The sequence below is a fragment of the Bacillus sp. TSO22 genome, from assembly GCF_020223595.1.
Taxonomy (GTDB): Bacteria; Bacillota; Bacilli; order Bacillales; family Bacillaceae; genus Bacillus; species Bacillus inaquosorum.
Genome location: NZ_JAHAWO010000013.1, coordinates 143,379 through 157,953 on the forward strand (window position 1 = coordinate 143,379; position 14,575 = coordinate 157,953).

Genomic DNA, 14,575 nt, shown 5'->3' on the forward strand with positions numbered 1-14,575 from the left:
TTCATTTTCACTTCCTGTATTTAATCATTTATTTGTTATCATCTTTTGAAGCAAAACCGTTAAATTCGGGGTCTAACGTTTTAATGTGCTGAATGATATGCGGCAGTGTCTCTTGATACAGCTCATGCACAAACGGCAGGTCTGTGCGGGTTGTTTCATGAATCTGTTTGATTTCATTGATGCTGACGATTCGGTATCCGCTGAAATGGTAAAAAATCAGCGGGCTGCCATCCTCCAGCACGATCCGGCCATCCTCCCAGGAAAACGTATGCTGCCCGTAGTTCCAGTGGCCGATGTTCACACCGGGTGTCGTAATGTCACATACATTCGGAAACAGCTCAGACATATAATCCAAATAGCCTTGATCACCGAATTTCCCTTCACCCGGGGCATTTTTGCATTCCTCAAGACAGCGTTCCTTCCACCACTCCAAGCAATCCGTGCCGGCATCATCATGCTTGAAGCTGATAAAGCCGGAGTTATATCTGCCTAAAAGACGCTGCAGCATGTCAATCTGCTCTCTCTCAAAGGAAGGTATTACGATATCACCCCGTGAAAGGAGCACCGAGCAGTCCGGCTGGTTTTCAAAAATCGGCGACGGGTCGGCGTAAAAAAATAAATCCCCGTCAATATACGTCACACGCTCCAGCTCGGGGTTGCTGTTCAGCACAGCTTGCAGAAAGATCGGCTTCATCGTCCAGCAGTACTCGCTTTGATCTCTCGTTTCCTTGAGCTTCAGAAGCGTTTCATTTTCAAGCGCGTCCACCGGCACAAGGTTCAGCTGCTTCATCTTCAGCTTCTGTAAGACGCGGTGTGTATCTTCATCCATGCACAGTATAAAAATGGGACTGTCTTGATCCACTTGCTCTAACGACTTAAATAAGGCGACTGCCTGATATAATCTCCCTTTTGATAAAACGGTGCAATACGCGCTGGTCACAGTCATGTTCACCTCGTTTCACATTACTTTTTGAAGAATTCCGTATACCACTCAATCGTTTTTTCAAGTCCTTCATCAATGGTGTAGGCCGGTGACCAATTCAGCAGCTTTCTCGCTTTTTCCGCGGATAAATATTGATGTTTGATTTCATTGCTCCCCTGATTCAGCACCTTCGGCTTCAGGCTGCTGTTCATTTTCTTCAATATTTTTTCTACCAGTTCAAGGACAGTCAGCTGGATCTCATTGCTGAAGTTAAAGGCCTCTCCGGCAAGATTGTTTTCTTCCATTTTTTCTGCCAGAAGCAAATAAGCCTGAACGGCATCTTCAATATAGAAGTAGTCGCGGACAAAGGTGCCGTCACTGCGGATTTCCGGCGCTTCCCCGTTCAGAACAAGCTGAATCGTCTGCGGAATAATGCGGTTGAAGTTCAAATCCCCGCCGCCGTACAGGTTCCCGCAGCGCGTGATGCAGACTGGAAGCCCGTACGTGTGAAAATACGTGTGGCTGATCAGATCTGCGCAGCTTTTTGAGACGTCGTACGGATGCTTGCCTTGCAGCGGCATATTCTCATCGTACGGAAGGTTTTCTTGATCGCCGTAAGCTTTATCACTTGAAGCGACAATCACCCGCTTAATTAACGGATGCTTCCGGCAGGCTTCGAGAATATTCCACGTGCCGAGGATATTCGCTTCAAAGGTAGAAATCGGGTTGCGGTTTGCCACGCCGACAATCGCTTGTGCAGCAAGGTGAAAGACTGTGTCAATTTCATATTCGCCAAGCGCGCGTTCTATCACAGGCAAGTCTTCAAGAGATCCCCGTACGATGTTCATTTTCTTGATATGTTCTTCCTGATAAAGGTTGGATTGAGGCACATGATCTCTGACAAGCCCCGTAACGTTTGCACCCTGTTCGATCAGCTCTTTCACCAAGTAGCTTCCTAAAAGACCTGTACACCCCGTGACAAATACGTTTTTATTTTTCCAGAAACTCAAATCAGTTCACCATACCTTCCATACTTGTTGTCCTTGATCCCACATTTTGTTGACTTCTAAGAGATTTTTATACGTATCGATGGCCGTCCAAAATCCGTAATGGCGGTACACGGCAAGCTCTCCGTCTTTGGCAAGGTTCTTCAGCGGTTCATCTTCGAACATCATATTCCCGTCCTTCGGCAAATAATCGAAAACCTTGGGACTGAGAACGAAGAATCCGCCGTTAATGATTCCGTCACTCGATGTCTTCTCAGAAAATGTTTTCGCCATGCCTTCCTCGACCGTCAAGGTGCCGAACTGCGAGACTTTGTCAATGCCGGTGACAGTCGCAGCAGCACCCTTTGTCTGATGATAGCTGATGAGATGGAAAAGATTGATATTGGCCAGCCCGTCCCCATAGGTGAGCAGAAACGTTTCATCGCCGATATAGTCTTTTGCCTGCAAGATTCTTCCGGCTGTCAGCGTGTCTTCCCCTGTTTCCAAAAACGTAATTTTCCACGTTTCAGGCTGCCCCAGCATCTGCACCTCTCCCGTAGAGCTGTCGAGTGTCAGGCTGTTGTGCTTCCATTCATAGTCGAGAAAGTATTCTTTGATTTTTTCTCCTTTATAGCCCAAAAGCAGAATAAACTCGTTTACTCCGTAGTACTGATAGATTTTCATAATATGCCATAGAATCGGTTTGCCGCCTATCATGGCGAGCGGTTTAGGAATATCATGCGTGACTTCACTCATTCTCGTTCCTTTTCCGCCGCAGAGAATGACCGCTTTCATCTCTACCCCTCATCTCTATGAATATTGAGTTCGAAACCTGGTACATCTTTACAATCTATCAAGGCGTTTCCCCGATAATTTGTCCGACTTCAATACCGGTTTCAAAATCTACTGTAATGATATGAGAGAAAGGCGGCCTTGGTGACCAAATGGAATCTATTTTTTCAAGTTGGTTATGTAACCAAAAAAAAAGAGCCTTGAGCGAAGGCAATGTGCCCGCTCAAGGCTCTTTCTCGTCTTATTTGATTTCTTTTTCCTTGCCGTAATGATAATCAGACGGATCAACGGCTGTGAAATCGCTGAGTTTGTGGAATCTCAGCAAGTCTTTGTACAGGACACTGTCTGACAGACTTAGCTGCTGGTTCACTCTTGTTTTCAGATTCTTCGTTTCTTCATTCGCTTTCAGTTTTTCACCAGTCTTCGTATCGTAAATGACATTATCGACAGATGTGTACTTCGGCGTCACGAAGTCTCCGTTTCTGAACGCCACTGTATCGTCGTGGTCTTTAGAGAATAAATCAGTACCGAAGTTGATGTATTTCTGAGAATCAATTCCTTGTAAGTGCAGAAGTGTCGGCATGACGTCAATTTCACCGCCATACGTATGGTTCACTCCGCCTTTTTTGCCAGGAACGCGGATCATCAGCGGCACGCGCTGGTTCTGTGCGTTTTGATAATCTGTGATCTCTTTTCCAAGAATTTCTTTCATCGCACGGTTATGATTTTCAGAAATACCGTTATGGTCACCGTAAATCACGATGACTGAGTCGTCATACAGACCGGCTTCCTTCAGCTCCTTGAAGAATTGCTCAAGCGCCTCGTCAAGGTAACGGGCTGTCTGGAAGTAATTATCAACTGTTTTATCACCGGTTGTCGCTTTTTTAATGGACGCATCTTCTTCATCCAGGTTAAATGGATAATGGTTTGTCAAAGTAATCAAATGCGCGTAAAACGGCTGTTTAAGAGATTCAAGTTTTGGAATCGACTCTGTAAAGAACGGCTTATCCTTGAGTCCCATATTAATGACGTTCTCATCTGACATATCATACGTGCTTGCGTCGAAGAATTTGTCATATCCGATATGTTTGTAAATCTGGTCACGGTTCCAGAACGACTTGTAGTCACCATGCAGGACGGCGCTTGTGTAGCCTTCCTTCTGGTCTAAAATCGCAGGAAGCGACTGATATGTGTTTTCGCCTTTCGTCACAAACGCGGAGCCTTCAGGAAGACCGAAGATGGAGTTATCCATTGTCAGCTCGGCATCAGATGTTTTTCCCTGACCTGTCTGATGGAAGAAGTTATCAAAATACGTCACATCTTCCCCGCCGTGTGCGAGTTTATTTAAGAACGGCGTCACCTCTTCACCATTCAGCTTGTAATCAATCAGGAATGACTGGAAGCTTTCGAGGTGAATCTTAATGATATTTTTGCCTTTGGCAGAGCCGAAGTACTCGGCATTCGGTTTCGCATAATGTGACGTCGTGTAATTCTCGACGCTTGTTAAATCATCGCTGCTCGCGTAGGCTCTTTGCGTTTCCGTTTGAGCCGTCTGAACACCGTCATAAATGGTGTAATTGTAAAGACCTAAATATTTCACGATATAATTGCGGTCAAACGTTCTTGTCAGCAGCTGCGGACGGTCTTTTTCCGCATAGTGCAGGTTGATGAAAAACAGTGCGATCCCGGAAAGGATCACCAAAGACGCAAAACGTTTTTTCATTTTGTATTCTTTTAATTCAGGTCTCCAGATCAATACCGCAATCAAAATAATGATATCTAAGAAATAGAAAATATCATGACCGGCCATGATGCTGAAAATCCCGTCTCCCATGTTTCCGACGTTGCCGGACTGTTTGATGTTCGGGAACGTCAAGAAATCGTCAAAGAAACGATAGAATAAAATATTTGCATATAACACAAATGTCATCACAAAATCGATAATCAGCATGATAATGGCTGATTTTCGCCCTTTCGCCAGCAAAGCCAGTCCTAAAAAGAAGACGGCGCTTGAGAACGGGTTAAATACCAGGAGGATCTCCTGGGTTGTGCCTTTTACCCCAAGATTAAATTCAGTCTTGTAGGATAAATACGTTTTTGCCCAAAACAGTATAACAGCCAGCACAAAAAAGCTAAGTTTGTAAGAAAAAAGTTTCTTCATGGCAACCTCTACTTTCTTAAACACTTTAAGTTCTTCATTCATATTTACCTGCTCTTTATCCTGTCTTCCAATTCCTTCTTTCCAAACAAAATCAAGGCATCACACAACAATAAATACACCGCGGTACCCCCCGGAATATTTACGCTTTGCACCATACCAGTTTTATTACACCTATTTCAAACCAAACACTGGACGAAAGAAGCCTTCGTTTCGTTTCACATTTTTTCTCGCAAAATAAAAAAAGGATTTCTTTTGTCGTGTGTGCCGCGGAAAAAAGAAATAGATACCGAGTATAAGAATAACATAAACTAGCAAAAACGAAAAATAGGTTTTGCAGACAGCCCGCCCTTCAAGCGGACTGTGGCTATTGTATGCACTAACGTTTAGCTCCATCACATTTTTTTGAAAGGACAAAAAAAGACTGGATGTCTCCAGTCTTTACAGCCCCGACCAAACATCTTTTGCATATATACCGGTATCCTGCAGATGTTTCAGCCAGTTTTGTGCTTCTTGTTCGCTGGTGCCATGAACAGACTGATATGCTTTTTGCAGCGCTGCCTCCACATCTGGGGCCATTTTGCTGCCATCACCGCATACATAGAGCCTGCCTCCGCGATCGAGAATCGAAATTAATGTTTCTGCATGGTCAGACATGAGATGCTGGACATACGTTTTCGGCATGCCTTCTTTTCGGGAAAAGGCTGTGTGGACAGTGACGATTCCGTCTTTTTCAAACTGCTCAAGCTCTTCACGGTAAATAAAATCCCGATCGTTCCTGCATCCGAAATAGAGATGGGCTTCACCGAGCGTTTTTACCTCCCGCTTTAAAGCTGCGCGAGCTTGGAGAAAACCGCGGAATGGCGCTACTCCTGTACCCGGCCCGACCATAATGATAGGGGTTTCAGGGTTTTCCGGAAGCTGAAACCGGGATTCCGGTGTACGGACAAACATCACGACATCATCCCCCGTCTTGCGTTCAGCTAAGTAATTTGAAGCCACACCTCTGTATTCGCCAAGGCCGCTCCAAGCAGGGCCTCGTACAACACCGACTGTAATGGATGCTTGCTCCGGATTCACCCTTGGAGAGCTTGAAATCGAGTAATATCTCGGTTTTAACGGCCGTAAAAGCTCTAAAAATCGTTCAAATGGCATGTCGCACGCTTCATATTTTTCAAGCAAATCCAGCATGGAAATCCGTTTTTTCAATATTTGTTCCTGGTAGACACCCTCTGCCGTCAGATCTTCTAATTCGCGTTTATGCGGCGGGCAGACTGTGAATGCCGCCAGCTCCCTTATTTGCGCCCTTGTAGCCGCTTCCTGCACCTCGACGCTGTAGCTGAGAAGATCTTGCAGACTGACAGGCCGGCCCAAAGGCAAATGCCCCGCACTGCGTCCGCTTGCCGACAATGTCACCTGGTCGGTTCCCTTCAGACCGAAGCGGTGAAGAATCCGGCTGACATTGGTTTGGCTGTTCCTCGGCAAGACGCCAAGGTGGTCGCCCTCTCGATATTCAACATCCGGCGGCAGTGCGATTTCGATATGGCGGGTGCTGCGGTCGCTGTTTGCGGACTGGAGTTCACGATTTTCAGCAATGGATGCATGAGCTGCCTCGTACGATCGGGCCAGCGGGGACTCGCCCAGCCCTCTGACAAACTGAAGGCTCAGCGTGCTTCGTTCCTTATCGGCGTTTTCATTAAGCTCTAGTCCGAATGCTTTGATGGCGTCGGACCACATGCTTTTTTTCCACTCGTCAAGCTGCCCTTCAAAATCGCCGCTTACATCACCCTCTCCGCGCGGAGAAAACCGAGTCGCGCCTTTCTCCGCAAGCTGCTCATCAATGAATCTCGGCACGTATTGATACGTGCTCGCCCAGTTGTGGTCGCCACAGCCAAATACCGCATAATGGACGCCCTCAAGCTCACCCGGTTTGATTTCTTGAAGCCACTGAACAAACTGCCCCGCATTGCTTGGCGGCTTTCCGTTATAAGAAGAGGTCACAATGACAATAGCCCCCTCCTGCGGCAGCTTGCCAATCTGGTCGTTCAGAGGTGCCACCTCGGTCCTTACGCCGTGAAGACTGGCAGTATCCGCAAGCTCCCGGGCGACGCCTTCTGCAGTGCCTGTATCAGATCCGTACAGCACGAGAAGCGGGCGGTTGTTAAGACCGATGACCGATGCACCCTTTGTTTCTGTTTTCTCTTTTTGCTCATCAGGCGCCGCTTTTTCAGCTGCCGGGACGTCCGCATGAATGGCTTCCTGATTCCTGGTTTGAACCCTGATGCGAAAATCGCCAGGCTTGAGTGTTAAAGTTTGTTTAATATCAAGCTCATAATTCTCATGATCAATTAACGTGAAATATTTTAAAACCATGCCCAGCACAAGTGTCGCTTCATGAAGGGCAAACTGCATGCCGATACAGGCCCGCTGTCCATTTCCGAACGGTTTGTACGCATGATGAGGCACTTGGTCCTGATGTTCGAACCGTTCCGGACGGAATTCTTCAGCGTCCGCTCCCCAAGCGTCTCGATCACGATGAAGCTGCGGAATCAGCACAGAAATTCTGTCTTTCGTTGTAATCGGGTATTTTCCGCCAATGACTGTGTCTTCCTTTGGATAAAGGCTGAAAGCAGGAGCTGTTGGCCATAAGCGCAAGGATTCATTTAAAATCATCCGTATGTATGTCAGCTCGAGCACTTGTTTATAAGTCGGCGCTGCATCCGTCAGCACCCGGTCAACCTCTTCATACGCCTTTTTCAGTTTGTCAGGATGCTTCAATAAATAGTAGATCGCAAAGGAAAGCAGGCCGCTCGTTGTTTCATGCCCGGCAATCAAAAACGTAATGATTTGAAAACGGATATTTTCATCGTCAAGCTTTTCACCTGTTTCCGGATCTTCCACATTCAGCATGCGGGCAAGCAAATCTTTTTCATCCTGGTCTCCATTCGATCTCCGCTCCGCAATAATGCTGTCGACTAACGAAAACATCGTTTGAATATCATGATGAAATTGCCGTTTTGTTCTGACCATAAGCTTATCTTGAAAATCAAGCCGCTGCATCTGGTGCATCGCTTCATCAAGCGCCCGCACCATGCTGTTGATAAACGGGTGGGGCGTTTCTCTGTAGTAGCTGTTAAAGCGATAGTTAAACCCGCACAGCCCAATTGTGTCGAGCGTCAGCCGGGTCATATCTCCAGGGACATCGACTGCTTCATTCGGGTTGAGCCTGGCCCATTTTTGAATGAGCTGAACGGCGATATCGACCATTTTCTCATGGTAGTCCTTCATGGCCCGCTGGCTGAACGTTGGCATCAGAATATTGTGCGCTTTTCTCCAGTTAGGCTCATGTGTCCAGCTTGTAAATAATCCGTCCCCGGAAAACGCGCGAACCTTCTCCAAGGCGCCTTCAATGCTTTTATCGAACCGCTCTTCATCACAAACCTCTTTCACCAATTCATGGCCGGACACCACAATCGTCGTGCCCGCAGGTGTATGAATTTGAAAAATCGGGCCCTGCTCTTCCGCCAATTTAATCAGCGACAATGTCGGTCTGTCTTTATCAATTAAAGGCAGGTTGCCGAGCGGCCCAAACGTCTTTGGCTGAGGAATCGGGCTTGTTTCCTTCATCGAACCATTCCTTTCCGTATGAAATGCCTTCTATCTGACTACATTTCCCTTTCATGGTCAGGATTATTCCGTTCCTCTGATTGACGTACGAACATCGTTTTTTCTATACTTGAGAAGCTGTACAATACGCGAATAAGGTGAGTTCATATATGGATTTTGAAATTCGATTTTTATCCTTTTATGTCATACAGGTGGAAGGCAAGGACGAGCAGGCAAACAAGCAGTTCAAGCACTTCCAGACCCTTGATACGGGTGAATTTGAAGAAAGCGAGCTGAAGGACTTTCTCGACGGGGAGCTAAAAAAAATCGTCAAACGGAAAGCAGACCGCCATCCGCAGTCCGAGCAGGTGCCGACGAAAATCGGCCATTTTATCGTCGAACCCGGCCACGAGCTCGATTCCAACCCGAACTATAACATGTTCAACCGTGCGCGCCTGGCGGAAACAAAAGAGGACTTTAACGAGCTGAGCGAGCAGTTCGTCCGCACGTACCTCGACACGAGCGCAGTCCGCGGCGGTGTGTTCCTCGTCGCTTCGGCCGTGCCGAGAAAATACTTCGACGAGTCATTTGTCTTCATTATGAAATGTGATTTCGAGCCAAAGGTCGCCCGCATTTCAGACGCGTCTTCTCTTATTAAAAAAGTCGAAATGGCGATTACGACAAAAAACATGAAAAGCATCCAATACCCGTTCATGCCGGAGGAAGGGATGGTCGAGGAAGGCGAGCTGAAAATCCACCAAGCCTCGCACGCCCGCTATTTTGAGGACTTTCTGAAATTCGTCGAGTACGGAGAATCGATGCCGGAAATCATGAAAAACCAGGTCATGAACATGGTGCAGGAGCACGTCTACGAGACATTTGAAGACAACAGCGAAGAGCTCAAGCAGTTCGAGCACGACATCGAAATATGGGAAGCAAGCGAAAAACGGGAAATCCAAGAGCGCCTCGACACCCATCAAGTCATCGAAGCCTCCGCCCAAATCATCGAGCACACGCCCGAAGCCCAGCTGAAAATGAAAGTCGGAGAAACTGAGATTAAGGGATTGCTAGCGGATTTTGGCGATTCGATTCACCTCGCAAAAGTGAACGGGCGCTATGTCGCGCTGATTGAAGCCGAGACGATTTCTTTTGAGAAGGGCAGTTCTCCGGTGGAGTTTTATAAGCCTGAGGGGCTGCATGAGGTGATTGATCGGATACGCCACAAAACAGAGCAAGAATAAAAAAGTCCAGAAATTACTTTCTGGACTTTTCCTATTAGTACCCTTCCCTCAACACCGCATAGCACTCCCCGATCAGCTCTTCCGCTCCCGGCTCTCCTTTTAGCCCGCGGCGGACGATTTCTGAGGATAGGTTCTGGACTTTGAGCGCTCTTGGGGCTCTTCTTTCGTAATACGCATGAAATGCGGTTTCGATGTCGTCGTGGTTTTTGAGTTCTTCGGCGAGGACGATGGCATCCTCGATGGCCATTGCCGCTCCTTGTGCTAAGGTCGGCGCTCCGGCATGGGCGGCGTCTCCTCCGATGACGACGCGGCCTTTGTACCATGGCTCCTGCACTGCGACCTGTTCCAGTTTGTTAAATATGACAGGATGCTCTTTTGACATATGCTTTGTGACAAAATCGAGCCCCGGAAAACCAGAGAGAATCTCTTTTACTCTATCAAATCGGGTATCTTTTATATCCCAGTAATCACTTGTGCAAGGCTGGAGAACGAAGACATAGCCGGCGTGTTCTGCCAATGGCACGACGCCAATTTGTGTGTCTCCGCTTCTATACATCAATGTCGCGTCCTCAAATGTAAAATCAGGAAGCTCGATATAAAAGCGCCACGCCCCCATGCCGAGGTGCTCTTTTTCTGTTTCCTTTTGCAGCATCTTATCGCGAACAACGGAGTGGATGCCGTCAAAGCCTGCCAGAATATCAGCCTGTATCTTCTCTCCGTCTTCACATACGGCAGTAACCGATTCAATCGTTTCTTCATAGGCGACAACCTTTTTCCCCCACTTGATATGTACACCCGCCGCCTCGGCATGCTTAATGAGAATGTCATTTAGCGTCTTTCGCAGAATATTATTTCGTCCCGGAAGTGTATCGTCTAAAAAGGATTCACTGACTTGAAACAGCAAATCCCCCTGTGCATCAAACGTTTTAAACCATTGTGTTTGAAAGCCATGCTTACAGCACTCTTCGAATATGCCCAATTCTTTCAAGACCGCCAGTGCGTTTTGCGGCTGGAGAATCCCCGCACCCGTTTTGCGGTTTTCTGTAGCCGCTTCACACAAGGTGACGGAAAACCCTGCTTTACTAAGGGAAATGGCCGCTGATAATCCGCCGATTCCGCCTCCCGCTATCAAAATATGTTTCATATAAATAACCACCTTTTCAGTTCTCTATATAGTTAGGCACCTAACTATATTACCTTACTATGTCCCGTGAAAAGCTGTCAATCATCTCCAAGACAAGTTGCGTTATGATTTTCGCTCCTTTATAATCGTGTCACAACGAACGTACGGGAGTTATTATGATGGAATTAAAACATTTACCGAAATATAAGCATATAACAGAGCACGCCGAGACGTATGCTAATATTGACGCCGGCTCTCTTGAATTGTTTTTATCTCTTTTTGATATCTCAAAAAAAATGAATCATGTGATGGAGCATTATTTCGCAGGCCGCGGGCTGTCAGAAGGAAAATTCAAAATCCTGATGTTGCTCTTTGATGCCAAGGACCATACGTTAAGTCCGACCGAGCTTGCCAAGCAATCCAACGTCACGAAAGCAACGATTACAGGGCTGCTGGACGGGCTGGCGAGGGACGGGTTTGTCAGCCGCAGACATCACACAGAGGATAAACGAAAAATCAGCATTGAACTGACAAAGGAAGGCAAAGAACGGCTGGAGCAATTTCTGCCCGGCCATTTCAGCAAAATCTCCGCGGTGATGGAAAACTACAGCGATGAGGAAAAAGACATGTTCGTGAAGATGCTTGGTGATCTTTTTGAAAAGCTAAGCGTGTTTAAAGACTAAAAAACCCGTCCGGCCAGGACAGGCTACAGCGTCTTTTCTTCTGAAGCCGGATACGTATCCGGCTGTTTTTTCTTTATGACCGTAACAAATATGCCGCTGATGACACATGCAATGCCGATCAAATGCACAAGCTCAAACGGCTCCTTCAATATCACACCTGACAAAATGACAGCAGAGACCGGAAGAACGGATGTGAAAATGCCCGACACTCCCGCCGGCACCTTCGTCACTCCGCTATACCATAGGTAAAACGCCAAAACGGTCACAAAAAGCGCGTAATACAGCACATACGACCAATCCAAAACAGTCGGCACGCTGAAATCAAATGAAGAGGCCTCAAACAAAGCAAACGGGAGAAAAAACAGGAAGCCGAAGCATGATACGAAGGTCGAAATCGCCAGTGCCGAAATATGCGGAGATAGCAGCTTGGCCATCAATGTAAACAACGCTTCGCCAATGACTGCAGCAATGATCAGCATGTTCCCGAATAAGGCGTGCGGCGTCCCGTCTTGGCTCCCCGCACCAAACAGATTAATCGCCATTACGCCGCAAACCGCCAGCAAAATGCCGATCAGCGTCTTTTTCTCAATTTTTTCTCTAAGCAGGAAAAAGGATAAAATCCCGATCACCATCGGGGTTGTGCTTGTCAAAATGCCGCTTTCCGTTCCTGTTGTATATTGAACCCCATACAGCAGGCAAATACTGAACAAAAACACACCTGTGAATGATTGCACCAGTAATACGAACACATCTTTTTTCGTCAAAGCCGGAAACCCTTTTTCAATGCAAAACAGCAGCGTCAGCAATACGATAGAAGCCAGCAAAAAACGCAGTCCCGTGGATAGAAAAACCGGAATGCGCTCGACCATCAGCTTGCCGACGACGACCGAGCTGCCGACGATCGCCATGGCTGCTGCCAAGGAGACATAAGCGCCCATTTGTTTTTTCATCACTACATCACCTGCCTTTTTATGTATGACGAAAAGCGCCTATCCAATGACAGGCGCTCTCTGATTAATCATCACTGCTCAAAATGCCGAAGAAGCGAAGCAGGTTGATGAACAAGTTGATAAAGTCAAGGTACAGCGATAATGCCATAACAGGAATTAAGTCTTCCGTAATATGGCGGTGTTTGATTTGGTTCAAATCATACAAAATGTAAAGGGAAAAGACGATGGTTCCGATCACGGAATACGCCATCATCGCCGCTGAGTTTAACGGACTGAAAATATTGAAAATGCCAACCACTGCCAGTGCGAGCACCGCTACCAGCAGAAATGACCACAGGAAGGATAAATCCTTCTTCATTTTTGCGCCGATTGTGCCCAGAACAGCAAAAATAACAAATGTAGAGCCAAAAGCTTCAAGCACGACATAGGCGCCGGCGATGGAAGCGTAGTGGCTGACGATCGGAAATAAGGTAATGCCTGAAACAAACGCGAATGTATATACAAACGCATATCCGACCGCTTTTCTTCTGCGCATCCAGAAGGCCAGAATAATCATCCCCACTTCAAGAATAGAAAGCGGGAGCATCAAAGCGATAGGAACAAATTGGCCGATAAAAAGACCGACAGTTGCGATTAACAGTGTGAAAACAAAGACTGTCAAAATGCGCTGCATGATCGATTGCTTACTCTCGTGAACCGTAGCTTGCATGTCAAAAATCCTCCTAAAAAATGATCTTAAAGGTCTATTATATAAAAATTGGATGAAATATGTATATGTTTTAAGGAGAATTTAATGAAAACAAACGCCCTTATGCGATCACTTTGATTCTTTCCTTTTCAGCGAAAAACGGTGCTTTTCTATTTTCTCAATTTGGGTAACCTGAGAATCATGAACCGTAATCTGAACGGTGCCGAAGTCGAGCGTTTCCAGCGAGCTGATTATTTTTTCAATCACTTCCGGATCAATGGTTGATTTTGAAACCAAAGGACCTTCCCCCCTGTTGAATTTATTTTAATTCACAGTATTCTTATAAGAATTATAATATTATGTTTTTTTTGATAAATCAATGGTGTTTTCTGTTCAAATCAAAAAGGCACATGATCACCCGATGGCGGACAATCATATGCCTAATCAGACTTCCTATCTGTTTTCTTCCAATTCCTCAACAATACAGCGGACGCCCATATTTTCTAATGCCTGCTTCAGCGTGCCGTATGTTTCATATTCACTGAAATCTAGCCCCAATTGAATCGATGTCTGGGCCACATCCGGGCGAATCCCTGAAAATACAGCTTTAACGCCTAATAAGACAAGCGTTTTTGACAGGTTGTACAGTTGCTGCGCCACCATGGTATCCACAATCGGAACACCCGAAAGATCAACGACAAGGCTTGTGATTTTTCTCTCGATACAGCGGACAGGCACTGTTTCTAAAATGACCTGTGCCCGTTTCGTATCTATGGAGCCGATTAGCGGCAATATCCCGATTCCATCCGCAATGGAAATGACCGGGCAGCCCAGCTCAGAAATCAGTTCCTGCTGAGACGTGAGCCTCATCAGCATAAATTTTTGGTACTGCTCGGAAAATTCAATAATCAGCTTATCGAACGACTGATTCACAATGCGGTTCCACCGGTCGGCATCCTCATTTGTGACGATATCCTGATTCTCTTTTATAAACGCAACGACAGCATCCCAGAATGAGATTCTTGAGTTTGATATGGCTTCTACGACCTCATGCACCTGAACATCTTGCTCTACCCTGTTTTTCGCGACGGTTTGCGCCCATTTAGTCATATTTTCTTGGAACTCGGTTTGATCCTCCAGAAATGCGCTTGCGATTGTTATATTGGTAAACGTATGCTGCTCGGTTAAGAGCTTTTTCATTTCTTCACTTAAATGGTCGGCGGAATATAGCTCGCCTTTCAGCTGACATCGCAAACTGAACCATTTGTCAGTAATATCCGCAGTGTGGTCTATGATATATTGATATAATAATTGATCGATATTCACGGTCTGTCTCCTTTTTCATAATAGAAGCTCTTTCATTATAAAATGATAAATCGGAATTGTGAATGGGACTAGGGAAAAATGAAATGATTCTGCATCCCGA

11 protein-coding genes and 1 pseudogene are annotated in these 14,575 nt (G+C 46.3%); 2 read left to right on the top strand and 10 right to left on the bottom strand.

What is annotated here, in order from left to right; all coding sequences use genetic code 11:
• Positions 1 to 28: 28 nt before the first annotated feature.
• The 5 genes from KHQ79_RS16455 to cypD form a co-directional block, all read right to left on the bottom strand.
• Entirely contained in the window at positions 29 to 940 is a 912-nt protein-coding gene (locus KHQ79_RS16455) for a putative nucleotide-diphospho-sugar transferase (protein WP_060398131.1), read from the bottom strand.
• 23 nt (positions 941 to 963) lie between these two features.
• Positions 964 to 1,932 (bottom strand): GDP-mannose 4,6-dehydratase, encoded by a 969-nt coding sequence (locus KHQ79_RS16460; RefSeq protein WP_225516097.1) that lies wholly within the window; start codon positions 1,930 to 1,932, stop codon positions 964 to 966.
• A gap of 6 nt (positions 1,933 to 1,938) precedes the next feature.
• On the bottom strand, positions 1,939 to 2,703 hold the full coding sequence (locus KHQ79_RS16465; protein ID WP_003239970.1) for a glucose-1-phosphate cytidylyltransferase: 765 nt from the start codon (positions 2,701 to 2,703) through the stop codon (positions 1,939 to 1,941).
• A gap of 238 nt (positions 2,704 to 2,941) precedes the next feature.
• Positions 2,942 to 4,861, bottom strand: coding sequence for a lipoteichoic acid synthase LtaS1 (ltaS1, locus tag KHQ79_RS16470; protein ID WP_225516273.1), 1,920 nt, complete (start codon positions 4,859 to 4,861; stop codon positions 2,942 to 2,944).
• Between the two features lie 438 nt (positions 4,862 to 5,299).
• A complete protein-coding gene (gene cypD / locus KHQ79_RS16475) occupies positions 5,300 to 8,485 on the bottom strand; it encodes a bifunctional P-450/NADPH--P450 reductase (protein WP_225516099.1) in 3,186 nt (1,061 codons plus the stop codon).
• A 149-nt stretch (positions 8,486 to 8,634) separates the two neighbouring features.
• On the opposite strand from cypD, the gene KHQ79_RS16480 reads away from it, so the two are divergent.
• Positions 8,635 to 9,705, top strand: a complete 1,071-nt coding sequence (locus KHQ79_RS16480) for a DUF3900 domain-containing protein (RefSeq protein WP_003239976.1) — start codon at positions 8,635 to 8,637, stop codon at positions 9,703 to 9,705.
• Between the two features lie 34 nt (positions 9,706 to 9,739).
• Here KHQ79_RS16480 and KHQ79_RS16485 read toward each other — a convergent pair whose 3' ends face one another.
• Positions 9,740 to 10,849 (bottom strand): FAD-dependent oxidoreductase, encoded by a 1,110-nt coding sequence (locus KHQ79_RS16485; RefSeq protein WP_225516101.1) that lies wholly within the window; start codon positions 10,847 to 10,849, stop codon positions 9,740 to 9,742.
• A 158-nt stretch (positions 10,850 to 11,007) separates the two neighbouring features.
• Between KHQ79_RS16485 and yetL the strand changes: the two genes are divergently transcribed.
• On the top strand, positions 11,008 to 11,511 hold the full coding sequence (gene yetL / locus KHQ79_RS16490) for a transcriptional regulator YetL (RefSeq protein ID WP_019257731.1): 504 nt from the start codon (positions 11,008 to 11,010) through the stop codon (positions 11,509 to 11,511).
• A gap of 23 nt (positions 11,512 to 11,534) precedes the next feature.
• Here the strand turns inward: yetL and KHQ79_RS16495 are convergent.
• The 4 genes and pseudogenes from KHQ79_RS16495 to KHQ79_RS16510 all read right to left on the bottom strand — a co-directional run bounded on the left by KHQ79_RS16495 (position 11,535) and on the right by KHQ79_RS16510 (position 14,475).
• A pseudogene (locus tag KHQ79_RS16495) lies at positions 11,535 to 12,526 on the bottom strand (DMT family transporter).
• Positions 12,526 to 13,170 carry a Bax inhibitor-1/YccA family protein gene (locus tag KHQ79_RS16500; RefSeq protein WP_019257729.1) on the bottom strand — a complete coding sequence of 215 codons (645 nt, stop codon included), beginning with the start codon at positions 13,168 to 13,170 and terminating at the stop codon, positions 12,526 to 12,528. Before KHQ79_RS16500 ends, KHQ79_RS16495 begins: the two are co-directional and overlap by 1 nt.
• A 108-nt stretch (positions 13,171 to 13,278) precedes the next feature.
• Positions 13,279 to 13,446, bottom strand: a complete 168-nt coding sequence (locus KHQ79_RS16505) for a YezD family protein (protein WP_014476089.1) — start codon at positions 13,444 to 13,446, stop codon at positions 13,279 to 13,281.
• 156 nt (positions 13,447 to 13,602) lie between these two features.
• Positions 13,603 to 14,475 (bottom strand): STAS domain-containing protein, encoded by an 873-nt coding sequence (locus KHQ79_RS16510; protein ID WP_060398125.1) that lies wholly within the window; start codon positions 14,473 to 14,475, stop codon positions 13,603 to 13,605.
• Between the last annotated feature and the right edge of the window lie 100 nt (positions 14,476 to 14,575).

Excerpts from the sequence above, each read along its gene's own strand:
- KHQ79_RS16480 (WP_003239976.1), top strand. The coding sequence starts at position 8,635 with ATGGATTTTGAAATTCGATTTTTATCCTTTTATGTCATACAGGTGGAA.
- ltaS1 (WP_225516273.1), bottom strand. The coding sequence starts at position 4,861 with ATGAAGAAACTTTTTTCTTACAAACTTAGCTTTTTTGTGCTGGCTGTT.
- KHQ79_RS16465 (WP_003239970.1), bottom strand. The coding sequence starts at position 2,703 with ATGAAAGCGGTCATTCTCTGCGGCGGAAAAGGAACGAGAATGAGTGAA.
- cypD (WP_225516099.1), bottom strand. The coding sequence starts at position 8,485 with ATGAAGGAAACAAGCCCGATTCCTCAGCCAAAGACGTTTGGGCCGCTC.
- KHQ79_RS16500 (WP_019257729.1), bottom strand. The coding sequence starts at position 13,170 with ATGCAAGCTACGGTTCACGAGAGTAAGCAATCGATCATGCAGCGCATT.
- KHQ79_RS16485 (WP_225516101.1), bottom strand. The coding sequence starts at position 10,849 with ATGAAACATATTTTGATAGCGGGAGGCGGAATCGGCGGATTATCAGCG.
- yetL (WP_019257731.1), top strand. The coding sequence starts at position 11,008 with ATGGAATTAAAACATTTACCGAAATATAAGCATATAACAGAGCACGCC.